Source organism: Agrobacterium sp. 22-214-1, from assembly GCF_053522465.1.
In genome coordinates this window covers 1,545,274-1,569,434 of the sequence record NZ_JBNWCK010000001.1, presented here as the reverse complement: position 1 = coordinate 1,569,434, position 24,161 = coordinate 1,545,274, and the positions used below count along the sequence as shown (strand labels likewise).

General features: G+C 56.7%; 30 protein-coding genes. 14 read left to right on the top strand and 16 right to left on the bottom strand.

Annotation, left to right across the window (positions count from 1 at the left end):
- Positions 1-193: 193 nt before the first annotated feature.
- Together ACQZ5G_RS07890 and ACQZ5G_RS07885 are read right to left on the bottom strand one after the other, a co-directional pair.
- A complete protein-coding gene (locus ACQZ5G_RS07890; RefSeq protein ID WP_147401550.1) occupies positions 194-1,270 on the bottom strand; it encodes a hypothetical protein in 1,077 nt (358 codons plus the stop codon).
- On the bottom strand, positions 1,234-1,578 hold the full coding sequence (locus ACQZ5G_RS07885) for a hypothetical protein (protein WP_003519955.1): 345 nt from the start codon (positions 1,576-1,578) through the stop codon (positions 1,234-1,236). Before ACQZ5G_RS07885 ends, ACQZ5G_RS07890 begins: the two co-directional genes overlap by 37 nt.
- 105 nt (positions 1,579-1,683) lie before the next feature.
- Between ACQZ5G_RS07885 and ACQZ5G_RS07880 the strand changes: the two genes are divergently transcribed.
- Positions 1,684-1,944, top strand: coding sequence for a helix-turn-helix transcriptional regulator (locus ACQZ5G_RS07880; protein ID WP_003519954.1), 261 nt, complete (start codon positions 1,684-1,686; stop codon positions 1,942-1,944).
- Between the two features lie 52 nt (positions 1,945-1,996).
- Here ACQZ5G_RS07880 and ACQZ5G_RS07875 read toward each other — a convergent pair whose 3' ends face one another.
- Positions 1,997-2,350: a DUF3768 domain-containing protein gene (locus ACQZ5G_RS07875; protein ID WP_448737261.1), complete on the bottom strand. Its 354-nt coding sequence runs from the start codon at positions 2,348-2,350 to the stop codon at positions 1,997-1,999.
- 5 nt (positions 2,351-2,355) lie between these two features.
- Complete coding sequence (locus ACQZ5G_RS07870) at positions 2,356-2,958, bottom strand: hypothetical protein (protein WP_035265096.1); 603 nt, start codon at positions 2,956-2,958, stop codon at positions 2,356-2,358.
- Here ACQZ5G_RS07870 and ACQZ5G_RS07865 point away from each other — a divergent pair.
- From ACQZ5G_RS07865 to ACQZ5G_RS07850, 4 genes are all read left to right on the top strand, one after another.
- Positions 2,957-3,232 carry a hypothetical protein gene (locus ACQZ5G_RS07865; protein ID WP_035265098.1) on the top strand — a complete coding sequence of 92 codons (276 nt, stop codon included), beginning with the start codon at positions 2,957-2,959 and terminating at the stop codon, positions 3,230-3,232. The two genes, ACQZ5G_RS07870 and ACQZ5G_RS07865, sit on opposite strands and share 2 nt — an antisense overlap.
- Positions 3,233-3,408: 176 nt before the next feature.
- Positions 3,409-5,352, top strand: a complete 1,944-nt coding sequence (locus tag ACQZ5G_RS07860) for a methyl-accepting chemotaxis protein (protein WP_448737262.1) — start codon at positions 3,409-3,411, stop codon at positions 5,350-5,352.
- Positions 5,353-5,586: 234 nt separating this feature from the next.
- A complete protein-coding gene (locus ACQZ5G_RS07855) occupies positions 5,587-6,753 on the top strand; it encodes an MFS transporter (RefSeq protein WP_448737263.1) in 1,167 nt (388 codons plus the stop codon).
- A 308-nt stretch (positions 6,754-7,061) separates the two neighbouring features.
- On the top strand, positions 7,062-7,379 hold the full coding sequence (locus tag ACQZ5G_RS07850) for an ArsR/SmtB family transcription factor (RefSeq protein ID WP_035265102.1): 318 nt from the start codon (positions 7,062-7,064) through the stop codon (positions 7,377-7,379).
- Positions 7,380-7,455: 76 nt separating this feature from the next.
- Here the strand turns inward: ACQZ5G_RS07850 and ACQZ5G_RS07845 are convergent, their stop codons facing one another.
- Complete coding sequence (locus tag ACQZ5G_RS07845) at positions 7,456-7,671, bottom strand: hypothetical protein (RefSeq protein WP_035265104.1); 216 nt, start codon at positions 7,669-7,671, stop codon at positions 7,456-7,458.
- The gene (locus ACQZ5G_RS07840) at positions 7,646-7,942 is read right to left on the bottom strand and encodes a hypothetical protein (protein ID WP_059775485.1); all 297 of its coding nucleotides are present in this window, start codon (positions 7,940-7,942) and stop codon (positions 7,646-7,648) included. The genes ACQZ5G_RS07845 and ACQZ5G_RS07840 overlap by 26 nt, the downstream gene beginning before the upstream one ends.
- 114 nt (positions 7,943-8,056) lie before the next feature.
- Between ACQZ5G_RS07840 and ACQZ5G_RS07835 the strand changes: the two genes are divergently transcribed.
- Positions 8,057-8,620 (top strand): hypothetical protein, encoded by a 564-nt coding sequence (locus ACQZ5G_RS07835; protein WP_448737264.1) that lies wholly within the window; start codon positions 8,057-8,059, stop codon positions 8,618-8,620.
- Positions 8,621-8,638: 18 nt separating this feature from the next.
- On the opposite strand, the gene ACQZ5G_RS07830 is transcribed toward ACQZ5G_RS07835, so the two are convergent.
- The 3 genes from ACQZ5G_RS07830 to ACQZ5G_RS07820 all read right to left on the bottom strand — a co-directional run bounded on the left by ACQZ5G_RS07830 (position 8,639) and on the right by ACQZ5G_RS07820 (position 10,781).
- Positions 8,639-9,427, bottom strand: coding sequence for a hypothetical protein (locus ACQZ5G_RS07830; RefSeq protein ID WP_035265109.1), 789 nt, complete (start codon positions 9,425-9,427; stop codon positions 8,639-8,641).
- A 1-nt stretch (position 9,428) separates the two neighbouring features.
- Positions 9,429-9,683, bottom strand: a complete 255-nt coding sequence (locus ACQZ5G_RS07825) for a helix-turn-helix transcriptional regulator (RefSeq protein WP_051671946.1) — start codon at positions 9,681-9,683, stop codon at positions 9,429-9,431.
- A 114-nt stretch (positions 9,684-9,797) separates the two neighbouring features.
- Complete coding sequence (locus ACQZ5G_RS07820) at positions 9,798-10,781, bottom strand: hypothetical protein (protein ID WP_035265112.1); 984 nt, start codon at positions 10,779-10,781, stop codon at positions 9,798-9,800.
- A 368-nt stretch (positions 10,782-11,149) separates the two neighbouring features.
- On the opposite strand from ACQZ5G_RS07820, the gene aqpZ reads away from it, so the two are divergent.
- Both aqpZ and ACQZ5G_RS07810 read left to right on the top strand, forming a co-directional pair.
- Complete coding sequence (aqpZ, locus tag ACQZ5G_RS07815) at positions 11,150-11,875, top strand: aquaporin Z (RefSeq protein WP_003519943.1); 726 nt, start codon at positions 11,150-11,152, stop codon at positions 11,873-11,875.
- A gap of 52 nt (positions 11,876-11,927) precedes the next feature.
- Entirely contained in the window at positions 11,928-12,221 is a 294-nt protein-coding gene (locus ACQZ5G_RS07810) for a hypothetical protein (RefSeq protein ID WP_003519942.1), read from the top strand.
- A 178-nt stretch (positions 12,222-12,399) separates the two neighbouring features.
- Here ACQZ5G_RS07810 and ACQZ5G_RS07805 read toward each other — a convergent pair whose 3' ends face one another.
- On the bottom strand, positions 12,400-14,364 hold the full coding sequence (locus ACQZ5G_RS07805; protein ID WP_448737265.1) for a glycosyltransferase family 2 protein: 1,965 nt from the start codon (positions 14,362-14,364) through the stop codon (positions 12,400-12,402).
- 170 nt (positions 14,365-14,534) lie between these two features.
- Here ACQZ5G_RS07805 and ACQZ5G_RS07800 point away from each other — a divergent pair, with 170 nt between their 5' ends.
- A complete protein-coding gene (locus tag ACQZ5G_RS07800) occupies positions 14,535-15,296 on the top strand; it encodes a transporter substrate-binding domain-containing protein (RefSeq protein ID WP_035265120.1) in 762 nt (253 codons plus the stop codon).
- A 37-nt stretch (positions 15,297-15,333) separates the two neighbouring features.
- On the opposite strand, the gene uppX is transcribed toward ACQZ5G_RS07800, so the two are convergent.
- Entirely contained in the window at positions 15,334-16,626 is a 1,293-nt protein-coding gene (gene uppX, locus ACQZ5G_RS07795; protein WP_448737266.1) for a Wzx-type polysaccharide biosynthesis protein UppX, read from the bottom strand.
- A 287-nt stretch (positions 16,627-16,913) separates the two neighbouring features.
- Between uppX and uppY the strand changes: the two genes are divergently transcribed.
- Together uppY and ACQZ5G_RS07785 are read left to right on the top strand one after the other, a co-directional pair.
- Positions 16,914-18,209, top strand: a complete 1,296-nt coding sequence (gene uppY, locus ACQZ5G_RS07790; protein WP_448737267.1) for a Wzy-type polysaccharide biosynthesis protein UppY — start codon at positions 16,914-16,916, stop codon at positions 18,207-18,209.
- Between the two features lie 26 nt (positions 18,210-18,235).
- Entirely contained in the window at positions 18,236-18,988 is a 753-nt protein-coding gene (locus ACQZ5G_RS07785; RefSeq protein ID WP_003519936.1) for a polysaccharide deacetylase family protein, read from the top strand.
- 55 nt (positions 18,989-19,043) lie between these two features.
- On the opposite strand, the gene ACQZ5G_RS07780 is transcribed toward ACQZ5G_RS07785, so the two are convergent.
- Positions 19,044-19,694, bottom strand: coding sequence for a S24 family peptidase (locus tag ACQZ5G_RS07780; protein WP_003519935.1), 651 nt, complete (start codon positions 19,692-19,694; stop codon positions 19,044-19,046).
- Positions 19,695-19,806: 112 nt separating this feature from the next.
- Positions 19,807-20,457 carry a response regulator gene (locus tag ACQZ5G_RS07775; RefSeq protein WP_448737268.1) on the bottom strand — a complete coding sequence of 217 codons (651 nt, stop codon included), beginning with the start codon at positions 20,455-20,457 and terminating at the stop codon, positions 19,807-19,809.
- 243 nt (positions 20,458-20,700) lie between these two features.
- Here ACQZ5G_RS07775 and ACQZ5G_RS07770 point away from each other — a divergent pair, with 243 nt between their 5' ends.
- The gene (locus ACQZ5G_RS07770; RefSeq protein ID WP_059759483.1) at positions 20,701-21,054 is read left to right on the top strand and encodes a DUF952 domain-containing protein; all 354 of its coding nucleotides are present in this window, start codon (positions 20,701-20,703) and stop codon (positions 21,052-21,054) included.
- Positions 21,054-22,145, top strand: coding sequence for a quinone-dependent dihydroorotate dehydrogenase (locus tag ACQZ5G_RS07765; protein WP_448737269.1), 1,092 nt, complete (start codon positions 21,054-21,056; stop codon positions 22,143-22,145). The genes ACQZ5G_RS07770 and ACQZ5G_RS07765 overlap by 1 nt, the downstream gene beginning before the upstream one ends.
- Before the next feature lie 193 nt (positions 22,146-22,338).
- Here ACQZ5G_RS07765 and ACQZ5G_RS07760 read toward each other — a convergent pair whose 3' ends face one another.
- Complete coding sequence (locus tag ACQZ5G_RS07760; RefSeq protein ID WP_035265137.1) at positions 22,339-22,668, bottom strand: helix-turn-helix domain-containing protein; 330 nt, start codon at positions 22,666-22,668, stop codon at positions 22,339-22,341.
- A 123-nt stretch (positions 22,669-22,791) separates the two neighbouring features.
- Here ACQZ5G_RS07760 and ACQZ5G_RS07755 point away from each other — a divergent pair, with 123 nt between their 5' ends.
- The gene (locus tag ACQZ5G_RS07755; RefSeq protein ID WP_448737270.1) at positions 22,792-23,100 is read left to right on the top strand and encodes a hypothetical protein; all 309 of its coding nucleotides are present in this window, start codon (positions 22,792-22,794) and stop codon (positions 23,098-23,100) included.
- 220 nt (positions 23,101-23,320) lie between these two features.
- Here the strand turns inward: ACQZ5G_RS07755 and ACQZ5G_RS07750 are convergent, their stop codons facing one another.
- Both ACQZ5G_RS07750 and ACQZ5G_RS07745 read right to left on the bottom strand, forming a co-directional pair.
- Complete coding sequence (locus ACQZ5G_RS07750) at positions 23,321-23,818, bottom strand: CAP domain-containing protein (protein WP_448737271.1); 498 nt, start codon at positions 23,816-23,818, stop codon at positions 23,321-23,323.
- A gap of 1 nt (position 23,819) precedes the next feature.
- Positions 23,820-24,086, bottom strand: a complete 267-nt coding sequence (locus tag ACQZ5G_RS07745) for a DUF6460 domain-containing protein (RefSeq protein ID WP_003493739.1) — start codon at positions 24,084-24,086, stop codon at positions 23,820-23,822.
- Positions 24,087-24,161: the final 75 nt, after the last annotated feature.

Sequence of the window (24,161 nt, the reverse complement as noted above, 5' to 3'; positions counted from 1 at the left end):
TCTGGTAACTGAAAGACAGCTATCCGATAAATGCGTCCACCACCGGACAGTCCGCTCTCGGCCTTATTCAATACATGTTGAGATTTTAGCGCACCTGCTCAAGTGGCGGACGACAGCACGGCTTCGGAGCGTCTGCATTCGTCGCATCTTTCTCAGGTAGACATGCACGATGGCGTGGAAATACCTGATGACCTTATCTATCCGTATCTTCCAAGCAGGCATTCAGCTGCCAAAACGCGCCTAACGCTCCGTCTAGATCGGTGGTAATGACTGTGCCCTTGTCATCGGTGATAGTAAGCGTTTTTTGACCCGATATCATCTGGTCCACAAAAGCCGTTTTGAAACCGGAAAAACTGTGCCAACCGAAATAGTCGTTAGGCTCACCTTCGGAACTGACGGGCGGTTCATTGTCAACCTTCCACGAGCTTTTAACAATACCGCTAAAGCTACCGTTCTCGATAAAGCCTTCGAGATCATGTCCACGTGCCTTCATAAACCCAATCGTGACATCGCCGCCGTTCTTTTTCTCCGCGTAGCAGGTTTCGCCCCAATCCTCCTCGCGCCTGCTGAACTCCCACGCTGTGGGTGTCGAAGACGCTGAAGCGTCGGTTTTGGGTGGGGCCGCGAACGGTGACGTCGCTTCGTCTTCCGATGAGAACAGTTTAGGCCCCAGCTGCTTCAATGCGACGTCGCAGTCATTCAGTCCCTCGTTCAGCGCGTAATAGTCCCGCTTATTGATGGCTGGAATAATCCAAGGCTGCTCGTTGCCTTCGAACTTAAGTGCCATTGCTGAGGGCAGTTTAGGAGAGAACGCGAAGCTTGTTGCCAGAGCAATGCCAATGGCGCCGTCTTCATTCTCAGGATAGCTAACATATAACTCCTCTGGGGAAATCACATCCAGTTCATGTGGCGCCGGGCTAAGAAAGTTTACGCCAACCTTTACCTGTGTGGTTTTACCGACCGGCAGGTTCCAGCCGGTTTTTCGAATGCGAAGGCCGCGAGCGATCTTATCAACGCCAATCAGGCGCGTTTCAATCGACAAAGACCGGCTAGGCCACGCTGTCGTGCGCAGTACGCACGCCGGTTTTGTATCAGCCCCCTCAGGCTGAGTGAGCAGCAACTCCCAAGGAGTGCCCTGAAAGTAATAGGTTTCCTCCGCAGCCGCGGCCGGGTTTAGCAACCCAGCGCCGAGCAGTCCGACAGCGGTCAGCGTCGTAAGTGTTTTAATGTGGCTCATGGCGCAACCTTCTTTCGCTTTGCTGAGCGCCACGTGAAAAATCCCATGACAGCAAGCACGAGAGCAATCACGCCCCATACCGACATATCGCCGAAGGTACCTTGCGATGACGCGATGAAGGCCATCAAGGCCGACACGAAAAAGATGATGGCACCCACCAGCGGCAGGCCGAAAGAGAACGCGCCACCGATCACGAGTAGCACGCCCGTCAGCATTCCCACCGCGCCAGCGCTGCCTGTGGCTTGATCGTTCAGCAACCCGCTTCCCGCCGTCACCGCGCAGGATTGCAGCAGCACCAATATGCCGAGGAAGAGTCCAATAATTCCAACTGCGATTTTCATAGTACCCCCAATTTGACGCCGAGTAGGCAACCGTAAGTCGTTAACAAGAAATATGTCGTATATATTCGATGGATTAATGCCCGGCAAGATGCTCGCCATGCCGGGATGGAACATCGCGAACGCATTGGATGGAATCTCAGGAAGGTCAGGACCGCTAAGCGCGTTACGCAAGAGAATCTTGCTGTTGACGCAGGGGTAGACCGAACCACCATCAGCGGCATCGAGAGAGGCGATTTTAATGCCTCGGTCGATTTGCTCGCGCGGCTTGCCGACGCGCTCGCCATCGATATCTCCTTGTTCTTTGAAGTACCTGCTGAGGCTACCCCGCCTGAACCGCTGAAGGCGGGTCGCAAGCGGGGGCGCTGATCGCCGGTCAAGCTGAAAAGGTGCTTGACGATGAAAAGATGGAGCGCACTGGTCAGTACTCATCTGCCCGCATGACTGTGAGCACTCGGCAGGTTACATCGTCATCTGCCGGATCGGATGATCCGAATTGCAGGTCGAGATCGTAGTAGTCGATCTTCCAAAAGAACACGGCGTCTTCGAGTGTGACCGCGCCAAAATCGTGCTCGCCGTAAGGGTCGTTGTCTGGCGAGAAATCATCGAACGTCTGCACCGCCACTATGACCGCTCGCCGTTGTTCGTCGCTAAGGTTTGTGACGCCCGGTGTCAGCAGCACTCGTCCGTCGGAGAAGCTTTTTCGAAAAGCGTCGTTTTTATCGCGGATGGCTGCGGCCCGAGCGGCCGCATCCTGGCTGATGGCGCAGCCCATGACGATCACTTCTCGACGTAAGCGGGGTGAATGAGGGCCACCTGATCGGTGCGGCGGGTGAAAGGCGGCATGTCGAGATAGTCGCGCCACTTAAGTCGAAGCCCGGTATCACCATCGATCTTGATGACGGTGGCTTCATACCACCCCTCCAGCGGACCTTCAGTCGCCAGCACGAGGCTACCCACCGTCAACTGGTCCCAGCTTTCGGGCATATTCTTGGGCGGAACAGGGTAGCTGGTTTCGGGGGCGGGTTTGTCCGGTACAACACGCGGTTGCTCCAGCCGTTCGCGTTCCTCATCGGATAGGTGAGCGGCAATCGCCTGATAGAGCTCCTGCTTCACAAACGGCACGAAGGCCTTGCCACTATCGAACAGCTTGCCCTGCGGCAACCGGCCGAGAAACGCCCTGAGTTCGTCGCCTTCCACTTTGAGCGCCACCATGCCCATCAGTTCGGCAGCCTTCTCAGCTGCGCGCGTATCGGTGGCAGGGAAGAATGAGGCGTGGGGCCTGCCGTTGTCGTCACGGCCGAGGATGATGACGGGGCAGGGCAGCGTGATGGCGGGTGCGGTGGTGGTGGGTGTAGTGGATGTGGCGGTTGAAACGTTCATGACTGTAGCTCTCCAAAACAAGAAGAGGGGCCAAACGGCCCCTCACACCGGCATCGCCACCGGCGTGTCATGGTATAGCATTACAACTAAAGATTGTCAAATTGCATGCTTGCAACTGCAATCGCGGGGCGATGTTGGTCTGGCAGACAACATTTCGAACGCGACCGCCGCTGAGCCTGAGCATCGGGCCATAGCCGCAAAAAAACCGATAATGGCACTGAATGTATTTTCTGAGAATGTCATCCTTAACGAATATAAAATATTATCACATTAGATTTATCAGTGCTGAAAATGAAACGGCAATCTTGATCGCCTTCAGCAGGTATTATGTCTTGGGATAAATTTTAGATATTTGAAAAGTTTCTTCCAGCGTATGCCATCTTGGTACACCCGGCGAATGAGTTGCTCGTTGTTCCTCCTGATAAACGTCAATTATTGCGAGAGCGGCACATGAAACACATTTCTATCGTCGGGAAATTTCTTATTATTATGGCATGCTTCGGCTTGTTCTCTCTCGGGGTCGCCCTTTATTCCGGGATCCAGATTGCCAGTGTTGACGAAGACTACGGCGGCCTGATGGAAGGCGAATCAACCGCCGCCCTGTATTTGGCTCGCTCCAACCGCAACCTCCAGGCAGCACGAGCGTCCATCGGGGAACTTTTGATGTCGCGCTCGGCAGAGTTGCGTGAAAGGGCGGAGAAGGATATCAAGGACGCAGAAGCGAGCTTCGTGAAATACATGGACAAAGTTGCGGCTGCTGTTCCGCAGCGGGCCGAGATTGCACTCCTGAAGGCCGAAGGCCTCAAAGTCATGAAAGAGGCATGCGGACCGACGATTTTGGCGGCGCGAAACGCGACGACGGAGCAAGACATTGCCGCGTCACAGCAACTGTTCCTAAGCCAGTGTCAGCCTGCTTTCAGCGCGCTCACTCCGAAATTTACAGCTGCGACGAATGAAATCGTTGACGGTGCTGCGAAGACGGGGGAGGAGCTGTCCGCGCACGCCAGCAGCACAGTTACCAAGACACTTGCCGCTGTCATCCTTGGCTTGGTCATCGTTCTCGGCGTCGGCTTCCTTGCTGTCCGTTCCTGGCTGGTGCGTCCGATCCAGCGGATGTCCCTCACCATGAACGTGCTCGCCGGTGGCGATCTCAGCGCCAATGTCGATGGGACGGATCGCCGCGATGAAGTGGGGGGCATGGCGAGAGCGGTTCAGGTGTTCAAGGAAAACGGTTTGCGGGCAAGAGAACTTGAACAGGAAGCCGTTGCGACGCGCTCTGCCACCGAGGCAGAACAACTGCGGATCGCGGAACTTGAGCGTGAGCGCGCCCAGCAGATGGCACAGGCGACGTCGGGCCTCGCGGAAGGCCTGAAGCAGCTGTCGAGCGGGGATCTGACATTCCGACTGAACGAACCCTTTGCCAGTGACTTCGAAGCATTGCGGTCCGACTTCAACGCAGCCGTTGGTCAACTGGCGGACAGCCTGCGGTCGGTGGCGAACGCCACGGGATCGATCGATAGCGGCGCGCGCGAAATCAGCCAGAGTGCCGAAGATCTCTCAAAACGGACTGAGCAGCAGGCCGCGTCGCTTGAGGAAACGGCAGCCGCGCTCGACCAGATTACCACGAATGTTGCAAACTCCTCCAAGCGGACTGAAGAAGCGCGGCATGTGGCAATCGAGGCCAACAAGTCGGCGCGCCGCTCGGGTGAAGTTGTTTCGAATGCCGTAAACGCCATGCAGCGTATCGAACAGTCGTCTAACCAGATTTCCAGCATCATCGGTGTCATCGATGAGATTGCCTTTCAAACCAACCTGCTGGCTCTAAATGCCGGTGTGGAGGCTGCTCGGGCCGGGGAAGCAGGTAAGGGCTTCGCGGTGGTCGCTCAGGAGGTGCGCGAGCTGGCCCAGCGGTCGGCACAGGCAGCCAAGGAGATCAAGGAGCTCATCCGTAACTCAGTGGATGAGGTCAGTACGGGCGTAAAGCTGGTCGAGGAAACCGGTCAGGCGCTCAAGGTGATCGAGGAGCAGGTTGTTTCGATCAACACGCAGCTCGACGCCATCTCGACGTCGGCCAAGGAGCAGTCGATCGGTCTCGCTGAGGTCAATACGGCCGTCAACCAGATGGATCAGGTGACGCAGCAAAACGCAGCCATGGTCGAAGAATCAACGGCCGCCAGTGCTTCTCTCGCCAACGAGGTGGAGCGCCTGCGCGAGATCATCTCTGATTTCCGCGTCGGCGCCGAAGCAAGAGTTGAACCCGCCAGACCGACGCCGGCAAGAGCCGAACACAAGCCTGTCGCCTCTCCCGCCCGCCGCATGCTTGCGAAAGTAGCCGGAGCCGTTGGCCTCAGCAGCGGTGCGGCGGCGGCAGCTGAGAACTGGGAAGAGTTCTGACGTTCGCGAATTGCGCGGAAGGCGTCGCCTTATCGTGACCGGGGCCAACGATACCTCGGTCACGATCAACATATCAGCCATGAATGTTCTTGTGGTTGATAATCGGCTCCATTGAAACTCGTTTTCGTGCCGGTCCATAATCGGAAGTGACGATGGGTATCATTGCTACCGCAAGCAGTGCGGCGGTGCCGCGGTTGTTATCTGACCGTCACACTTCGCCTCTACCAGTGAACAATGCAACGTCAACTCTTTGTGTTGTTCCTTCTTGCGCTAACCCAAATCACCGGCTGGGGCGTTGTGAGCGTTTTGCCCGTGATCGCGACGACGGTGGCGGTAGAATTCCGAACCTCGCTGTCCATGATTTTTGTCGGAACCTCTGTGTTGTTCGTCGCGATGGGGCTCGCTGCCCCTTGGACAGGGCGTGCCTTTCGTAGGTTTGGGCCGCATTCCGTCATGGTTGCGGGAGCCGGGATGATCGCGGTCGGGCTTTGCCTGCTCGCTCTGTCTCCGGGCCTTTTGGCATTCTGGGCAGCTTGGGCAGTGATCGGGATTGCAGGCTCGATGTTCCTGACGACATCAGCCTACGCCTATATCGCGGACTACGCAGGGGATCGGGCGCGGAGCCTTATCGGTACGCTGATGCTGGTAACGGGTCTGGCGGGTAGTGTCTTCTGGCCCATCACTGCCTTTCTCGACGGTGTGGTTGGATGGCGTGCGACAGTTCTTATCTACGCTGGCGTCATGGCATTGGTCATTTGCCCACTTGTTTTAATCGGCCTGCCAGCGACCGGTGCCACGACCGCGTCATCCATCAACAAAAAAAGTGCTCGCAAGGGTCCTGTTTTTGCCCTTCTTGTGACCGCCATTGCTCTGAACAGCTTCGTTACCTTTGGCATTGAGGCAGTAGGTATTCAACTCTTACAGGCGATTGGAATGGATCTTGCCAAAGCTGTCGCGATTGCCTCGCTTCTGGGGGTGTTCAAAGTGGGCGGGCGCGTGATTGACTTGCTGGGTGGGCAACGATGGGACGGGCTGTCCACCGGGATCGTGTCCGGCGCAATGATCCCCGTTGGTCTTGCCGCAATGTGGATAGGCGGTCAGGGCTTCCTGTCGGTGGCTGGGTTTCTCGTGATCTTTGGCGTGGGAAGTGGGGCTTTCGCTGTCGCCCGAGCCACGATGCCCCTCGTTTTCTTTGAGAAGGCCGACTATGCCGCAGCAATGGCAACTATTGCCCTGCCAATGAATCTGATCAACGCACTGGCACCACCGGTATTGGCTGCGCTCATGGCGTGGATGGGGGCGCATGCGGTCTTTGCGGTGCTTGGAGTTCTCAGCGCGACGGCATTTATGGTTTTATGGCAACTTAAGCGGAAGTGGTCGTGGAGCACCGTAGCCGAGTGATTGCTAACGAAGAACTTTTGTTTCAAGGTCTTCAGAGAGGCAGGCGAGGAGGCGAATATCTGCGGCAGTGGGAAATTGACGAGTTAAAGAAGCCTGCATCCGATTAGCCAATCAAGCTTCTATATTTTTTTAAATTCATATTGAAACCGGTAGTCTCAAAGAGATTTTGAATGAGCCAAAAACGAGACAAAGCCGATTGTCGATCTGTGCCGGATCGGCCTACAGGCACAATTCTGCACTTTCGAAAAGACGGAAATCTACGCAAATGTTATGACGAAACCCATGGAAATCTGCGGGGGCGAGCTAGCATGCATAGAGCAGTTCAAGACAAGAACACCGAATATTTCCAACGGTGCGGCGAGGTGCTCAACATCCTGTCGAACGCAAAGCGCGTCGAGGTCGTACTGGCGCTGTCCAAGAATGAGCAGAGCGTGAAGCAGTTGGCTCATCAAGTCGATTTATCACAGTCCGCGCTTTCGCAACATCTCGCGAAAATGCGCGAGGCGGGTGTTGTTGAAACGCGACGTCACGGCCTTGTCGTCTATTATCGGCTGATAATGCCAGAGCTTATAGGGTTGCTGAAAGAGGTGGTACTTTTCGTGAAACTGAATTCAAAAAAGGCATGACCACCTGCATTACTCTCGTTGAGGAATCCTCTAACTTTCACTACCTGTGAATGCTTCCACCATCGCTGATGGCAGGTCAGATAGCAGCCAGACAGTCCGCATCGGAATGTTCTTCACCCCGCAGCTTTGCCAAGTCCTCATCCATTTCGCTGAGCCGCATCATATGTGCAGTGATCTGCAATGAGATGATGTGCCGATCATCTATCGAAAAACGTTCCCACCTCTTGAGATTGTCTATGACCTCGATGAGGTCGAGGCGTTCTTGTTCAAGCTTCTCCAAGTTCCAGATCATCGCAGCCGGGCTCCCGTTTCGACTTGTCTGAAACGTAGCATGCCGGGATCGGTTCAAACCGATAAAATTTAGCGTAAATTTTATCTAAATTTCCGTTTCCGCTTTTCCAGATGAACCGCAGGTCAGCGCTTATCCGCGCCTGAAAGTCCGCCGTCAGCTGCAAAAATCCCCTAGAGACGCCGCCGTAAATAACGGTCGGCATAACGCCAATTACATTTGCAGGCCGCAAGGTCGTGCGTGGAAGCGCCACGCGGGACTTTGCCTGCTTCATCTGGAGACACAGATGCTGCGTTCGCAAGGGCAAAGCATATGGGCCAGCTGTACCCAAATTACCCTACAGACACACCCCCACACACAACCAAACCTAACCAAGGGAGATATGCTTATGCATACCCATACCCATACCCATACCCAGCAGCTACTCGATGCCTACACCCAGATGGTGGAAGAGAGAACAGTAGGGGGTTGGGAAACTTACATGGTCACGTTGATGTTCAACCCGTTGGCAGGCAATGAGAACGCCAAAAGGCAGCAGATGCGTCGGATTACGGAGAACTTGTATGCCCTCCTGTTGACCCGCTTCGTCAGGCGTCCTCACAACACTCCGATAGTAGAGATGCCATTCTGGCTCGCCAGTTATGACTGGCCAGTGCGGAAGCTGTCTGGCTGGACTACGGCTGACAGCATGATCAATGACGGAATGCATATGCACATTCTCGCGATGATACCGCCCAACGGACGTGAGGGCCGTCGTCTTACGGACGTTATTGCGAATGCACCGACAAGCTTCTTGATTGGAAAGACAGCGCCACTCTCCCGCATTCATGTCATGCCCATTGAAAAGACGTTGGCACGTGCGGCGGCATACACCCTGAAGTCAGTGGACAGAAAAAGAACGACCCCGGAAGACGTGATTATTCTTCCGAGGTCGAGGAGCGAGCTTAAGTAATACAGGTGATGAGGTAGATCAGCCTTTGTTCGATGGCACAACGGGTTTCACCTTGTGCACCAACAACATCAGGGGAACGTCGACTTTTTCAATGGTCGCCGTGATTTTGATTTTCTCACCCACCTTATAGCGGGTGGGAGAAGCTTTTGGACTTTTGCATTTCATTATAGCCTTCCAGGTGAACGCGGTATTGCTGGCCACGCGATCAGGCCGATCGGGATCAGGCGCCTGTTCAGTCTTCTTATCAGGTTCGGCCTTAACCGCACGAGACGCTTTAGGTGCCTTTTCGGTATCGTTTTCCTCAGGACGGTGACTTACGCCGCCGCCGTCCTTAGTTTCCTTTTTGTATTCCGCATATGCCGTGGCAAGATTCTTGAGACCGTCCTTCTTAAGGCGGTCTTTCAGCGCCTTACCCCTCAAGCCTTCTTCAATGGGGAGGGCGACGGCGTTGTAGTAGAAGCTCGCTTTCTTTTGAGCGCTCTTCCCGGGGCCTACCATGAACTTGATCGCAAAGCGTACGGCTTGATCGATTTGATCCTCCTTTGGAGGTGCCGTCTTTCCCCACGCATTCTGGCAGAAGTCTTTCCAATCTTTTTTGTTTTTTCCCAGCTTTAGGCCGATCTTGACGGCCTTCACGATGTCACTCCTGACGGCTTTCCGGTGCGCTTTTCGACGCTTCTTGAAGCTTTTATGGAGCTTCATGATCTGTTCAGTGAGCGTCAAAGACTTTTTCGGATCATCCGATTTTTTCTCTGCTGAGCTAGCGTGCTCTGCGTCCGGTTTTTTCGAAGTTGATGCGGAAGCCATATTATTTGCCCCCCTGTTCGATTTCACGCAGGAGGTCATGGATATCCTCGGCTTTCCATACGGTGACCCTTGGAGAGATTTTGAGCGGTTTCGGAAACTTGCCGTTTTTGACGCCTGCCCAGAAACCTGACTTGCTGATTGGCAGCGGCCCGCTGGGACCCACAATCTGGTTGAGGCGTACAAATCCCGTTTGAGGGAAGATCGGCGGTACACTGCGCTCGTGCAGTTTGTCGTTTTGAAAACCTATGTGCTTCATGTCTTTCGTCCTTTCGATCTTGAAGACGGAGAAAGAATGACGCGAAATTTATCGATTTAAAATTCTGTACGTATCCATGGACAGGGCAGCCAAAAATGGACAATCTGTTTGTGTTTACTCTTTGATTATCTTTTGAAAAATTTCGTTGAAAGATGCAGCCTCTATATCGTTAAGCTTGGCAGGCGCAAAAGCGGTGGCTGGCCCGTCGCCAACTAGGCGCACGGTCTTCCGTTCGAGGTCGGTGTCGGTCATCCGTCCAAAGATGTGAGCTGCAATATAGCGAGTGCGGCGCATCCAAGTGTCGAGGTAAGGCTGGTGGTTTTGATATGAGAAGAGGCCATCTAGAATGAGTTGCAGCAACGTTTTTCGGTTTATGCGGATTGTTGAGGCCGCATACAGCAGCGCCAATGTTTGCTTGTTCTGGCTCCATCGTTGATGAAGCAACGACCGCGAGACGTATTTTTCTTTGTAAGGGAAGGAAGGGTTTTTATCTTTCAGCACATCCAACATGAGGACCGCTTTGTTGAGGCTCGGAAGAAATGGGCGGCCTCTTGCACTCGATCGATCAATAGCATGATGCAGAAAACGCATGGCGAGCACGCACGTATTTATCGATTTTTCATCCCGCTCGAATGTTGTCCAGAGTAGCTCCAAAGACGGATTTTGTGCGAAAGCTTGATAGCCACCCAAGCAGTCATAAATCTCGATCAAAAAGTCTAGGCTTGTGAGGATGTAACGAGCGGTTATGTCTCTCTCCAAGCTCAATTCGGCTTCGCCCAGTTTCCATTCAGCATCCTGCATGTGGTCAAGAGCTGCGTGCACCATGAGAATTTCTCGTACACGACGTTCTCGGGGCATAATCAGCCAGCCGCCGAAACTTGCGGCCAAAACGTCCTTGTAGCCAGGATAATACTCATGGTTGTCGAGTAGCACCTGCAAGATTTCCTTGGCTTTGTATTTGCCAACAAGCGCGAGGACAGTTGGGCGAACGTGATTGGTCGCTTGGTGTTCTGGAGCCCAACGCTGTTTCAGCGCGTTGAGAGCCGCGACGAGATCCTGCATTTCCTTTGATTCAATCACATCTTTGATGTCGACCATGCTATCTCGCCTACCTTGATGAACGAGATCAGGGTATCTGATTCATGGAAGTTATGCAGCTTGGCGCGCAACTAGTTTGACGGGTACTATTAAGATTCAACGGGCGAGGTATCGTCCAACAACATCCAATATATTTACGGTACATAACGCGGTAAAATTATACAACAAAAGAAAGTTATGGCGCTATTTCAATAGTTTGTATGAGCAATTTGATTCCCTTCACCCGCTCCATCTTCCAGGCGTCTGACACTCTTCCTGTGCCACGTTTAGCCGCCATCGTGTCGGTCGTTGCGCGAATATGCAATTTAGCTTGACTACGATTAAATTGCACGTAATAGTTGATGCAGTCGTAACATAGGGGAAGTGTTATGAGTCGCAAACTTCTTTCGGAATTTCTGGGAACCTTTTGGCTCGTGTTCGGAGGGTGCGGCAGTGCGGTTTTTGCCGCCGGCTTTCCTGAACTCGGCATCGGCTTCCTTGGTGTCGCTTTCGCTTTTGGCCTGACGGTTCTGACCATGGCCTATGCGGTTGGCGGCATTTCGGGCGGTCATTTCAATCCGGCCGTTTCAGTCGGCCTCACCGTTGCCGGTAAATTCCCGGCGGCGAACCTCGTGCCCTACATCGTGGCGCAGGTTCTGGGGGCGATCGTCGCGGCTGCGGCGCTTTATGTCATCTTCACCGGTAAAGCAGGGGCTGAAATCGGCGGTTTTGCCGCCAATGGTTATGGTGAACATTCGCCGGGCGGATATTCTCTCGTATCGGCGCTGCTGATCGAAGTCATCCTGACGGCGTTTTTCCTGATCGTCATTCTGGGCTCAACGCATGGCAGGGTTCCTGCCGGCTTCGCGCCGATCGCCATCGGTCTTGCCCTTACCCTTATTCATCTGATTTCCATTCCGGTCACCAACACATCCGTCAATCCGGCCCGCTCCACGGGACAGGCATTGTTCGTTGGCGGATGGGCGCTGCAGCAGCTCTGGCTGTTCTGGCTTGCTCCGATCCTCGGCGGCGCCATCGGGGCCGTGATCTGGAAAATCTTCGGCGAGGAAGAGAAGGCCGGCCATGCCGGTTCGGTTCAACCGGCGCAGACATGAATAAGAGGCTTTGTTTCCTCGAATGGTCGGGGAAACGACTGAGGAGGATGACATGGATCTTGCTTCGATATTGGCCCAGATCGTCGGCGGTGCGGTAGGCGGCACGGCAGGCGGAAAGATAGTGAAGGACTCCGATCTTGGTTCGCTCGGCAATCTGATTGCCGGCGCCATCGGCGGTCTCGGCGGCGGAACCGTGCTCGGTTCGCTGCTCGGCGCGGCGGGAGATGCGGCAGCCGGCGGCGTGGATATCGGCGCTCTCGCCGGCCAGCTCGTTGGCGGCGGTGTCGGCGGTCTGATCGTGCAGATCATCGTCGGCCTGATCAAGAACAAGCTCGTTACCAAGTAGAGCGGGTCGGTCGCCTTCAGGATGAAATGACGGACCTTGCCGGAGGAGGAGCTTCGTTCGGCAAGGCACTGGCTCCTGTTATCGATGACGGCGGTGGTGGAAAGTGTGAAGTGGCTTTGCTGGCACCAGCAATGTGACTGAAGCTATGAGCCGCTGCCGCGGCTGGTCGAAAGAAGTATCAGGACTGTTTTGGCTCTGCCGATGATGCCGGATCATCAGGTGTTTTGACGACCGGTGCGTGCGGCGTCTTGTGCCATGCGAAGGGTTTGGTTTTGAGTTCCACCACGGCCCGCCAGGCCGCGATGGACAGCATCAGCCAATATGCGGGCATTGCAAGCCACCGCCTTCCGACATGCCTTCTTTCATAAGCGATCATTCTGCTTCGGCCCATCAGCACGAAGATCGTGTAGCTTCCGACGATATTCAGTACATCGATAAAAAACAGAAGGCCCTGCCAGGTGAGCAGCAGGTCGGCGCCATTTTCCCGGAGGGCGATGGTCATGAATGCGAGCGAAACGAAGAGCAGGGGGTGCGCCAGTGACGACAGAAGCATGCCGCCGATCAGCAGTTGAAAGACCACATAGGCAAACCATCCCATGTCGCGCGCGGTCGCAACGGGCGCACGGGTCATCACCAGCCAGCTTTGCAGCCAGCCCTTGTACCAGCGTGTTCGCTGGTTCAGCCACACGGGTAGTGAGGTCGGCGCATCCTCCAGTGTCTGTCGCCGGATAACGCCGCAACGATAACCCAGCCGGTGCAGCCGGAGGCCGAGATCTGCATCTTCCGTTACATTATAGGGGTCCCAGGCGCCGGCCTTCCGCAGCACGGCGGTCCGGAAATGATTGGAGGTGCCGCCAAGCGGCAGCGGCAAACCGTGTGCGGCAAGGGCAGGTAACATGCAGCGGAAGAGGCCGGAATATTCCAATGCGAAACAGGTGCTGAGCCAGGAAGAAGAGGCATTGCTGATGATAAGCGGCGCCTGCAGGCAGGCCACCTTATCCGGCTTGTTGCGGAAGGCGGCATGGGCTTCGCGCAATTGCTGCGGATGGGGCCGATCCTCGGCATCATAGACCACAACGAATGCGCCACGCGCGCCGGAAAGCGCGTAAGTGAGGGCTTTGGGTTTGGTGCGCGGCAGGGAGGGCGGCACCCTGACGACCTCCATATGCGGGCCGGGATCCATCCGCTGGATCGCCTCGATCGTCGCGCGGTCGTCCGCCTCGCAGACAAGCTTGATGTCCAGCCGGGATTTGGGCCAGTCCAGACGTTCCAATGCGCCGATGAGCTGTCCGACGACGGCCTCTTCCCGGTAAAGCGCCACCAGAACGGTATAGACAGGCAATTCGTTTTCCTGCCGAAGAGGCAAGGTGGCGTCCTTTTCCATGGGTAGATGGAAGAGGGCGAACAGCCTGAAAAGCAGGGTCAAAAGGTAAAGCATCGTCAGGGTGACATGGAGATACGCAAATGCCGCTTCCGTGTAAAACAGCAGCGACAGAATGAGCAGGGTAAGGAGAACGCCGCTGCAAAAACCCTGCTGGCCATGCAGCGTGATCCTGGCAGAATGGTGCGGCGCCGTGTTGAAAAGCCGCTGCTGGGTTTCCGCCGAGCGGCGGGCCTCGCCCGCTTTCCAGATTGCGCTGCGCATGGCCTGCGGGGTTGTCACGGCAAATTCGCCGAGAAGACCCGGACGCTGATCCAGCATGTTCTTAAGCGACGCCATCCGCGCCAGTTCCGGCACGATCAGCAGCGTTGGCGTGCCGTTCAACGGTGTCAGCCGCAGGAACCTTGGCTCGGAGAGCTGAGTGTCCAGCTTATTCAAGTCCATCACCCGGTCCGGCCCGATTTCCGGGAGAAACGGCAATCGCAGGAATCTGGCGAAAGCGCCGAAATAGGCATCCGTCGTGACGAGACCGCTTGCCAGCAATTCGTCCTCCAAAGTCGAGCCATTTTCCAGAGCCCGTTGTTCGAATGCCTCGATATAGGGCCTGCCAAATCCCAGCGAAGAGAGAAAGCGGGCCTGTCCGGCCTGGTCCTGTTCGGAAGCGGTTGAAAGAGGATTTTCACTGACATGGGAAAATGCAATTTTTCGTGTCGCCGGCGTCGTGCGAAACGAATCTCGTGTATATTGCCTAGAATAATCCATGCATCGCCGCCGCCGTCATGGTAACGCCCCACTTCCTGTCACGGATAGTATAGATGAGAATGAAGAATGTAACGCGAAATATAAGTCTCGGATTTACTTTAGCTTTCGCTTTACAATTTACTGGTTTTTTTAGCGATGTACGTGCGGAGGGCCTGTCGGACGGGAACCGGATGCCGGTGCTGTTCGATGCGCAGGAGCGATTTCCGGGCGGCGATCTTTCTTCCGTTCCCCGCATCAGATTTCTGATGTCGGTCGATTTCCCGCCCTTCAATTTTACCGATCAGGAAGGCCGGCTTGCGGGTTTCCATGTCGATCTGGTGCGTGAAATCTGCGCGCAGCTGAAGGTCGAAAGCAAATGCCAGGTGCAGGCGCTGCCGTTTGACGAGCTGGAGGCAGCGCTTGAAATGGGCGAGGGCGAAGCGGTGATTTCCGGCCTCGCCACCACCGCCGACCTGCGCAAGAGTTTTACCTTCTCGCGGCCCTATCTCCTGATGCCCGCCCGTCTCGCGGTGAACAAGGCGGCGAAATTCACCGGCTCCGGTGCCGATGCGCTTTCGGGAAAGAAGGTGGGTGTGGTTGCCGGCTCGCGGCACGAACAGATGCTAAAGGCGTTCTTTCCAAAGGCTGCGGCCGAGGGCTTCGATGGCTACGAGCCGATGTATGACGCGCTGAAGAAAGGCAAGGTGGACGCCATCTTCGCCGATGGTCTGCGCCTGCCTTTCTGGGTTTCAGGAAGCGCTTCCGAAGGCTGTTGCGCCCTCTTCGGCGGTCCCTATATGTCCGACAGGTTTCTCGGTGAAGGCCTGTCCATCATGACCGTCGATCCCGACAACGTGCTTGTTCCGGCTTTCGATCAGGCGCTGGCGGCCCTTTCCCGCAACGGCCGGCTGGAAGAAATCTATCGGCGTTATTTCCCCTACGGGCTCTATTAGGGAGAGCCAGCCACCGGATCGGTTCTTACGCCAGCTCCTATTTTGCTGGCGCGAAAACCTCTTCATTGCGGCGCAGGCGCAGCAGCGCGATCCATACGGCGGCGGCGATGGCGGTTTCCACCATGAAATAGCTGCCGATCGTTCCCGAAATACTGAATGACCAGGTGAAGAAAGCGACGATGACGGAGCCGATGAGGTTGCCGCTGTTCCAGATCTTCGCGCGAATATCCTGCCGCCCGGATGCGCCGAGCGCCTCGAGTGCGGTGGCGGCAACGGCCATGGGCAGAACCGCCCAGCAAAGCACGCGGGTGATGATGGGCAGTGAAACATATTCATCGCCGAACAAAAGCGGCAGGAAGGGCGCGATGATGAAAATGACGAGCGCACTGCCGGTCGCGATGAAAAGTGCGGCCTTCAGCACGTTATAGGCGCGTTCTATGGTCTTGCTGATGCCCTGCAGGGCGGCAGAAGCCGAACCCGGATAGATCAGCCGGTTGAGAGCCTCGACGGAGAGATAGGAACTGTCGAGAATGCGCCGGGCGATGGAATAGCTGCCAAGGACCTCGGCGCTGGCAATGGCGCCGAGAACGAGAATATCGGCATTGCCGCGCACGGCCTTGAACAGGAACTGGGTGGAAAACAGGACGCCGATGCGGATTTCCTCACGCACGATACGGAACACCGGGCTGCCGAGTCTCGCTATTGCCTTGACCGAGATCATGGCCGCAATGGTGTGGGCCGCAAGGTTCCACAATGCCCAGGCCTCCACCGTTTCCACCTTGAAGATGAGGCAGGCGACCACCGCGGCAATGGTGCGGGCGACGGCAAACATCACTTCCAGCTTGTTGGCGGAGGCGAAGTCGGAATGGGCGATGAAGCTCTGCGTGGAAAGCGAGATGACTTTCAGGAGGACGAGGTTCGTAAACAGGATCAGGAAGGTGGTGATCAGCGTGTGCAGCAATGTTTCCGAGGTCGGGAAAAATACCGGGATCGTCACCATGCCGATGATGGTCAGCACCACGCCTGTCGCGGCGCTCAAGAGATAGCTGTGGCCGAGCATGATGGGAAACATGCTGCGATCCTGCGCGACACGGCGGATCAGCGATTCCTGCGAACCGATACCGCAGATCTGGACACCGAGATTGGTGACGGCCGTGATGGAGGCGTAAAGCGCGAATTGTTCGACACCGAGATGGCGGGCAAGCAGCGCGAAGGTCAGAAGCTGAGCGGCGCTGGACATGAGGAGCGCTCCGCCGGATGCCATGTAGGTCAATCCCAGTCTGACTAGATGGCCGAGCCGCGGCGTATTGAACGACACCTCATTCTCCATGTTTTCCGGCATTGCCGGGCGAATTCAAAAATGACTGCGCTGCTTTTTAAAATCTGGCGAACTGAAAAAGCCGCAACCGGCCAATAAAGCGAAAGTCCGCGACCCGAATGAATGGCAGTTTATCCTGTCTTATCCCTCTTGAGGTAAGAGAGGGTTAAAGCAATTGCATAATAATGATGATAATGACTGTTTATGGTTATTTGGACATGGCCCTGTTTCAGAAGGGTTTCGTTGTTCGTCACAAGGCAGGCCAATGATCCGACTACCCATTTTCGATGCAGGCGACCATGCCGCGTTTGGCTGATACGCAGCCTGTCTCTGCGCAAGGCAGCGCCATATCCCTTGCCGGCAGCCGGCGCGACGCGTTTTTTTTCGTCGCCACCATGCTCTATATCTGGATTTCCGTCGCGCCTTTCGAAAATCTCTCAGCACCGCCCGTGCCGCACGCCGCCGCAAACCAGCTGACCGGCCTCGTGATCGCATTGATCCTCGGCGTTTTTGCGCTGCGCCACCGGCTGACGGGGCTTCTGCTGCGGCCGCGGCTGCCCATTCTGCTGCTGTTCTTCTGGCTGGCGATATGCTCGGTGATTGGAACCCAGCCCGGCACGTCGCTGCAACGTCTGATCTTCACGGCGCTCCTGTGCTTCATCACCAGCGTCCTTGTCGTCATGCCGCGCGACCGGCGGCAGTTCGACCGGATGATGGCCATCTTTGCCATCATTCTCCTGGTGCTGTGTTATCTGGGGGTAATCTTCCTCAGCTCGCGCTCGATCCATCAGCCCTATGATCTCGATGAAAAAGCGCTGGCGGGTGACTGGCGCGGTATCTTCAATCACAAGAACGCCGCCGCGCCGGCGATGATCATTCTCTTCATGATCGGGCTTTACCTGCGCAACGCCTGGTCGGCGCTGGGCGGCCTCGCCATCACGCTGCTGGCGGGGTTCTTCCTGTGGAAGACCAACGGAAAAACCGCAGCCATGCTGTTGCCCGTCACCGTGGCGCTGATCTGGATCATGGAAAGGCATGCCAACCGCACTTTGTTGATGATCGGCGGTCTTCTGGCCTTCATCAACATATCCGCGGTCGGCTCCACCTATTTTCCAAGCATACAGAATTTTGTCGAAAGCCTGGGCATCGATTCCACCTTCACCGGGCGGACGGACATATGGCGGCTGTCCTTCGATACTTTCGCGCAATCGCCGATCTTCGGTCAGGGGTTCCAGGCATTCTGGGCGAGCGACCGGCTTCTGTCACAGGCCGATATTGCCGGCACCTGGGCGGTCACGGCCTTCCATGCCCATAATGGCTATATTGAAAGTCTGCTGAACGGCGGCCTGCCGGCCTTCATTCTCACCGTTATCTGGTTGGTCATAATACCCGCGAACGATTTCCGCACGGCGGTGGATAAGGGCACGGATCCGGGCCTGACCCGACTTTTTGCAAGAATTTGGGTGTATGCGTTACTTTCTTCGTGTTTAGAGAGTAATTTCTTTACCGGAACCGGGCCTATCTGGTCTTCTCTTCTGATCGCAATCTATTGTTTGAGGCATCAGGCTTACGACATACTCGAAGAGGGACAGTAATTTGCAGACAGGCCGGGGGGCTTTGTATGACGCAAAAAATCGGGACTTTTACCGACCGGATCAATAATCGGCTGGTGCGCTATTTCCCGGGACCGGCGGTGCGGATCGAAACGTCCGAACCGATCGTGTCCTTCACATTCGACGATGTGCCGGCAAGCGCCTGGACGGCTGGTGCGCGCATTCTGGAAAACGAGGGCGTTTGCGGCACGTTTTACATCGCCGGCGTGTTCATCGACCAATACGATGGACAGCAGCAGATGATTTCCGCGAAAGGCTGCTCGGAACTGGCGGCGGCCGGCCATGAGCTTGCCTGCCACACCTTTTCCCATCGCAAACTCTCGAGCTTTTCCCGACGGGGGCTCGAGGAGGATCTCGATCGCAATGACCGCGTGCTCGGCTCGTTCGATGCAAGCCGCCACGGGCGCAATTTCTCCGTTCCCTTCGGCATGGCCTCACCGGTCATGCAGCCGCTGCTGCGACGCCGGTTCAGGACGGCGCGCGGCATCATGCCGGGGATCAACCGGGGCAGTGTCGACCCGCATAATCTTGCCGCGGTCGAGTTGCGTTCGGATCAAAACTATCTCGACGCCGCCGATGGCTGGCTGGAGGATGTTCTGCAAAAAGGCGGCTGGCTCATCATCTTCACCCATGATGTTTCGCAGACGCCGAGCTTTTACGGTTGTCCGGAAGGCAGATTTCAGGGTCTCGTCCGCAGGGCGGTGTCGGGTGGTGCGAAGATCATGACGGTCGATGCCGCCGCAAGGACACTCGGTCTTTAAAGGAATATTCTCAGCGCGCCTGCCCGGTCGATACCGTGGAAAACGCAGTTGCGGGTTATTGGCTGGCCCAGATGATGCGGGCGATCCATTCCACATCGGCCATGTCGAAGCTGCGGTTCGGATGTTCCGGGTTGAGCGAAAGAAGCTCGATGTTTTTGGGGCTTTGCCGCGCCAGCACCTTGGCCATCACTTCGCCGTCGCGGCTTTTCAGCACCACGCGGTCGCCGCGCCGCACCTGCGCGCCGGGCTCCACGATGAGGATATCGCCGTCACGGTAGAGCGGCATCATGCTCTCGCCCTGCACCTCCAGCGCATAGACGCCCTGCCTGCGCTCGGGAGAGGAGGGGAATTCCACCACATCCCAGCCCTGACCCGCCGGAAAACCGCCATCGTCGAAAAAGCCGCCGGAGCCCGCCTGCGCGAAGCCGAGCAGGGGAATGGCGTTGTCGGCGCCGGAAGGCTGCATGGTCTGCGCCCTGCCGAAAGCATAACCGAAAAACTGGTCGACGCTTGCTCCCGTCGCCTCCAGCACCTTGGAGACGGATTCCGTCGAAGGCCAGCGTTTGCGGCCATCCGGCCCGAAACGTTTCGATTTATTGAACGAGGTCGGATCGAGGCCGGCGCGCTTCGCCAATGCCGAAGGCGTTAGCTGGTGGCGTTCGGCAAGCGTATCGATGGCGCTCCAGATCGTCTCGTGTGACAGCATGATAGAAAGCCCGCAAGTGGAGCCGATAGCGGAAAAGCTCCTGTCGTTTACTGACCGGAATCTAGACCATATCCGGTCAGGAGTAAAGCAAGGAAAGGAATAAAATCCTTTTCTACGCCACCATGGCCGATGTATTTATCTTGGCGAGCTGGATCACCGCCTGGGTGCGGCTGTCGACCTTGAGCTTCAGCAGGATCGCGGAGACATGCGCCTTGATGGTGGCTTCGGAAACATTGAGCTCATAGGCGATCTGCTTGTTCAGCAGCCCTTCGGCCAGCATGCCCAGAACCCGGCTTTGCTGCGGCGTCAGCGTTCTGAGCCTGCCGATGAGATCCGCCACGTCAGGATCCTGTTCCTTGTCGCCCTGATGGCCCGCCGGTATCCAGACATCGCCTTCCAGAACCGCACGGATGCCGTCCCTGATATCGTCGATACCCGAGGATTTGGAAATGAAACCGGAAGCACCGAGTTCGATGGAGCGGCGCACGGTGGTCGCATCGTCCGTTGCCGAAACGATGACGATCGGCAGGCTGGAGAATTCCGCCCGGAGCGCCATCAGGCCTGAAAATCCACTCACCCCCGGCATGGCGAGGTCGAGAAGCATGAGATCGGCGTCGTTGCGCGCTGCGGCTGCACTTCGGGCGGCCTCGAAATCCCCGGCTTCAATAATGCTCTGTTGCCCGTCGAGGCCGGATACGGCCTGTGTCAGGGCGCCGCGAAAAAGCGGGTGGTCATCTGCTATGATAATGACAAGTTCCGACATTCTGGCCCCCTCCCAAGGGCGTTATGCGGTTCTTTTTCTGATACTGGCTCACTCCCATTTGCCGGTGGTCGAAACACGTCCGGCTCCTCCGCGAAAGGTTGCGCCAATCGGTCCCGCATTACAAGGAAAAGCTTGTGGACAGGCGGCCTTTCAGGCTCTCCGCAATAAAAATGCCGTGGAAACTGTGGACAATCTTCGAGCTTTGCGGCAAATCCCGCTGAGTGGAAAGCCTTGGAGAGCCGTATGCAGGAAACGCCCGCGATCATCTATAAAATCGTGCCGGAGACGTTATGGAGCGCGGCAAAGGCGAAGGGCGTCTTCGAAGGTGCGGCCATCGACCTGACCGACGGCTTCATTCATTTCTCAACGGCAAAACAGGCGGCCGAGACCGCCGCACGACATTTTTCCGGCCAGGTCGATCTGCTTCTGATCGCGGTCGACGGCGCGGCCCTCGGCGACAAGCTGGTTTATGAACCCTCCAGAGGCGGCGATCTTTTCCCGCATCTTTATGCGCCTCTTCCCTTGACCGCCGTGCTTTGGGAAACGCCGCTTTCGCTCGGTCACGACGGCCAGCACCAGTTTCCGGAGATTTTGTGATGAGCGGATTATTTTCCTCGATCGGCCGCAAGGGCCTGTTTCTGGTCGATCCGGAAAAGGCGCATGGCCTGTCCATTGCGGCGCTGAAAAGCGGCTTCCTGCCCACCTGCATGGTGCCGCACGATCCGCGTCTGCAGCAGACCGTGGCTGGCCTCGTCTTCCCCAATCCGCTCGGCATGGCGGCGGGTTACGACAAGAATGCGGAAGTGCCGGGGCCGCTTCTGAGGCTCGGTTTCGGCTTTACCGAAATCGGCACCGTCACGCCCAAGGCGCAATCCGGCAATCCCAGGCCGCGTATCTTCCGTCTGGTCGAAGACGAAGGTGTCATCAATCGCCTCGGCTTCAACAATGAAGGCCATGCGGCTGCGCTGGAGCGCCTGAAGCAGGCAAAGCTGCGCGGTATCGTCGGTGTCAATATCGGCGCCAACAAGGATAGCGAAGACCGCATCGCCGATTATGTACAGGGCATCGAGGCGTTTTATTCGGTCGCATCCTATTTCACCGTCAATATTTCCTCGCCCAACACGCCCGGCCTGCGCGATCTTCAGGCGCGCGAAAGCCTTGCCGCCCTTCTCGCCGCCGTGCTGGAACGCCGGAAAGTGGAAGCCGAACGCTTCGGCAAACGCATCCCGGTCTTCCTCAAGATCGCGCCCGATCTGACCGAAGAGGGGCTGGACGACGTTGCCGAGGAGGCGCTCGCCCATGATCTCGATGGCTTGATCGTCTCGAACACCACGCTCTCCCGCGAAGGCCTGCGACCCGGCCCGCACAAGGGCGAGGCCGGCGGCCTGTCCGGCAAGCCGCTGTTCGAGCTTTCCACCACGGTTCTCGCCAAAATGCGCCGGCGCGTCGGCGGTAACCTGCCGATCATCGGCGTCGGTGGCGTCTCATCGGCGGAAACGGCACTGGAAAAGGTGAGGGCAGGGGCCGATCTGGTTCAGCTCTATTCCTGCATGGTTTATGAGGGCCCCGGCCTGCCGTCGTCCATCGTCAAGGGCCTGTCGAAGCTGGTCGCCCGCGAGGGCGTACAGTCCATTCGCGACCTGCGCGACAGCGCGGTGGACCGCTGGGCGGATCGCAAGCTCGGCTGAGCGCACGATTTACCGAAAGGCTCTCAAACCTCTCATCAGTCATCCTCGGCCCCGTGCCGAGGATCTAGTCATGTCGAATAAAATCAATCGGTTGCAGATTCTCGGGACAGGCCCGAGAATGACGTCGGAGTGTATGTCGACGTTTGCTATTCATCGGACGACGCAGGCGTGTCTGGCAGGTATGATGCCGCTTTCAATCGGTGAGCACGCTCAGCATCCTGTCGGCACGGACCAACTGGTCCTCGTTCAGGCGCGAGAGCTTGGTCTGAATCTTTGAAAGAATGCGGGTCCTCTCGCTATCCGTCGTCACAACCAGCCCGACGCCGAAAAAAACGACCTCCGGCACATCCAATATTTCGGACAACTTTTCGATCGTCATGAAAGATGGCGAGGTGTTGCCGCGCTCGATCCTGCTGATCATCTCGGTCGATAGTGAAGCCTTTTCGGCAAGCTCCGCCTGCGTCAGGTGTTTCGCCTTACGCAGATTACGCAGATTTGTTCCGAATATGATTGCAAGCGACAAGCTGTACCTCCGCTATGACATTCGGAGGTGAAGCGCGCCAAAAGAAGGAAACGGTGTTGCGATTATCAAATAATTCGTAATACAAGTACGAATTATGGATTTATACGCCGTTGGTTACGAATTATGTCGGATTTCCTTCTGCTCATTTGGAAATGGCTGGCAATCGCTGCGGCGGCATTGCCAATCCTCGTTGCCGTCTGCTGGACCCTGTGGGCGGCCGTGTTCCTGCCGCGATTCACTCCCCGTGCAGCAATCGAAGGGATTGCCGAGCAGGTGATGCGGGATCACCCCAATGACCCAGAAGAATGGGCGCTGATGGAAGAATATGCGGCCTGGCACCGCAGCCGGAGTTTTGAACAGAGGAAATGGCGGCGTGTCCGCAAGGCGATCAATCGGAGACTAAGGGCTGGCGACGGGTTGTCCGCTGGCTGAAGAGGCGTGTCTATATAATCCAAGCGCTGGCGGCTGTTAAAAGGGGGGCTCAAACCTCTCCTCCGTCATCCTCGGGCTTGTCCCGAGGATCTGCAACCGATTGATTTTATTGGACTTGATTAGATCCTCGGCACAGGGCCGAGGATGACGTCAAGTGTGGAGGGAGCCGGCGGAATGGCGAAAAATATGAGTGTTTTCCGCCCAAAAACCCACCACTATCTCAAGCGCAGAGCACCATCGCCCAATAGGGCCGGTTGCGGCTGGCCGCGTCATAGGCGACCGCGACGCCGAGGCCGTTATAGGGCCCGAGCATGTTTTCGAGGTGATGTTGTGAGCCGATCCAGGCCTTCACTACCCGCTCGACGCTGTCCTGCCCGGCAGCCACGTTTTCCGCTGCCGGAAGCGGCACATTGCCGTCTTTCATGCGGATCAGGAAACTGTCGGTCAGGCCGATCAGATGCGCCATCTTCTGCGCCTTGACCATGCGGCCGGCCTGATAGGCGGCAGCACCGCTTGCCGCGCCATTGATGGCAAGCGGCGAAAGCCCCTTGGAGCGGCGCAGATCGTTGACCATGGGAAGGGCCGCCGCCGTCTCGTCGCGGGTGCCGGAGGGCATGCCCTTGTTGGTGGGCATGGAAACGCAGGCGGAAAGAACGGAGCCGGCGGAAAGCAGCACGAAGCTGCGCCGTGAAAGCGTTTGAAACGTGGAGTGGGTCATGTCAGCGGCGGTAGCTCAGCAGGCGCAGGATGATGAAAACCGGAATGACGATCGTTGCCCCGAGGATCAGATAGTCGCCGATCGCGCCCAGCGCATGGAAACCGCTGCGCCACAGGTCGACCACGAAATCGCGCGCGCCGTAGATGATGTTCCATGGCGTCAATCCGAAGATCGCCATCAGAAAGCCGACGAGCAATGAAACCACCAGCAGTTTCACCACGGTACGGGCCACCGTGTCACCCAGCATTTTGTTGACCTCACCGGCCATCAGCACGTCTCCTATTTTGTCCTGACATATGAAGCACGACGCTTCGATGCAAGTTTCGCCGCACTATATCGCGTC

Coding starts and splice junctions, on each gene's coding strand:
- ACQZ5G_RS07745 (WP_003493739.1), bottom strand. CDS start 24,086: ATGGCCGGTGAGGTCAACAAAATGCTGGGTGACACGGTGGCCCGTACC.
- uppX (WP_448737266.1), bottom strand. CDS start 16,626: ATGGAGAATGAGGTGTCGTTCAATACGCCGCGGCTCGGCCATCTAGTC.
- aqpZ (WP_003519943.1), top strand. CDS start 11,150: ATGAGTCGCAAACTTCTTTCGGAATTTCTGGGAACCTTTTGGCTCGTG.
- ACQZ5G_RS07840 (WP_059775485.1), bottom strand. CDS start 7,942: ATGAAGCAGGCAAAGTCCCGCGTGGCGCTTCCACGCACGACCTTGCGG.
- ACQZ5G_RS07810 (WP_003519942.1), top strand. CDS start 11,928: ATGGATCTTGCTTCGATATTGGCCCAGATCGTCGGCGGTGCGGTAGGC.
- ACQZ5G_RS07845 (WP_035265104.1), bottom strand. CDS start 7,671: ATGATCTGGAACTTGGAGAAGCTTGAACAAGAACGCCTCGACCTCATC.
- ACQZ5G_RS07805 (WP_448737265.1), bottom strand. CDS start 14,364: ATGGATTATTCTAGGCAATATACACGAGATTCGTTTCGCACGACGCCG.
- ACQZ5G_RS07835 (WP_448737264.1), top strand. CDS start 8,057: ATGCATACCCATACCCATACCCATACCCAGCAGCTACTCGATGCCTAC.
- ACQZ5G_RS07800 (WP_035265120.1), top strand. CDS start 14,535: ATGCCGGTGCTGTTCGATGCGCAGGAGCGATTTCCGGGCGGCGATCTT.
- ACQZ5G_RS07870 (WP_035265096.1), bottom strand. CDS start 2,958: ATGAACGTTTCAACCGCCACATCCACTACACCCACCACCACCGCACCC.
- ACQZ5G_RS07820 (WP_035265112.1), bottom strand. CDS start 10,781: ATGGTCGACATCAAAGATGTGATTGAATCAAAGGAAATGCAGGATCTC.
- ACQZ5G_RS07780 (WP_003519935.1), bottom strand. CDS start 19,694: ATGCTGTCACACGAGACGATCTGGAGCGCCATCGATACGCTTGCCGAA.
- ACQZ5G_RS07785 (WP_003519936.1), top strand. CDS start 18,236: ATGACGCAAAAAATCGGGACTTTTACCGACCGGATCAATAATCGGCTG.
- ACQZ5G_RS07850 (WP_035265102.1), top strand. CDS start 7,062: ATGCATAGAGCAGTTCAAGACAAGAACACCGAATATTTCCAACGGTGC.
- ACQZ5G_RS07880 (WP_003519954.1), top strand. CDS start 1,684: ATGGAACATCGCGAACGCATTGGATGGAATCTCAGGAAGGTCAGGACC.
- ACQZ5G_RS07860 (WP_448737262.1), top strand. CDS start 3,409: ATGAAACACATTTCTATCGTCGGGAAATTTCTTATTATTATGGCATGC.
- ACQZ5G_RS07765 (WP_448737269.1), top strand. CDS start 21,054: ATGAGCGGATTATTTTCCTCGATCGGCCGCAAGGGCCTGTTTCTGGTC.
- uppY (WP_448737267.1), top strand. CDS start 16,914: ATGCCGCGTTTGGCTGATACGCAGCCTGTCTCTGCGCAAGGCAGCGCC.
- ACQZ5G_RS07875 (WP_448737261.1), bottom strand. CDS start 2,350: ATGGGCTGCGCCATCAGCCAGGATGCGGCCGCTCGGGCCGCAGCCATC.
- ACQZ5G_RS07775 (WP_448737268.1), bottom strand. CDS start 20,457: ATGTCGGAACTTGTCATTATCATAGCAGATGACCACCCGCTTTTTCGC.
- ACQZ5G_RS07755 (WP_448737270.1), top strand. CDS start 22,792: ATGTCGGATTTCCTTCTGCTCATTTGGAAATGGCTGGCAATCGCTGCG.
- ACQZ5G_RS07865 (WP_035265098.1), top strand. CDS start 2,957: ATGACTGTAGCTCTCCAAAACAAGAAGAGGGGCCAAACGGCCCCTCAC.
- ACQZ5G_RS07770 (WP_059759483.1), top strand. CDS start 20,701: ATGCAGGAAACGCCCGCGATCATCTATAAAATCGTGCCGGAGACGTTA.
- ACQZ5G_RS07855 (WP_448737263.1), top strand. CDS start 5,587: ATGCAACGTCAACTCTTTGTGTTGTTCCTTCTTGCGCTAACCCAAATC.
- ACQZ5G_RS07750 (WP_448737271.1), bottom strand. CDS start 23,818: ATGACCCACTCCACGTTTCAAACGCTTTCACGGCGCAGCTTCGTGCTG.
- ACQZ5G_RS07885 (WP_003519955.1), bottom strand. CDS start 1,578: ATGAAAATCGCAGTTGGAATTATTGGACTCTTCCTCGGCATATTGGTG.
- ACQZ5G_RS07825 (WP_051671946.1), bottom strand. CDS start 9,683: ATGAAGCACATAGGTTTTCAAAACGACAAACTGCACGAGCGCAGTGTA.
- ACQZ5G_RS07830 (WP_035265109.1), bottom strand. CDS start 9,427: ATGGCTTCCGCATCAACTTCGAAAAAACCGGACGCAGAGCACGCTAGC.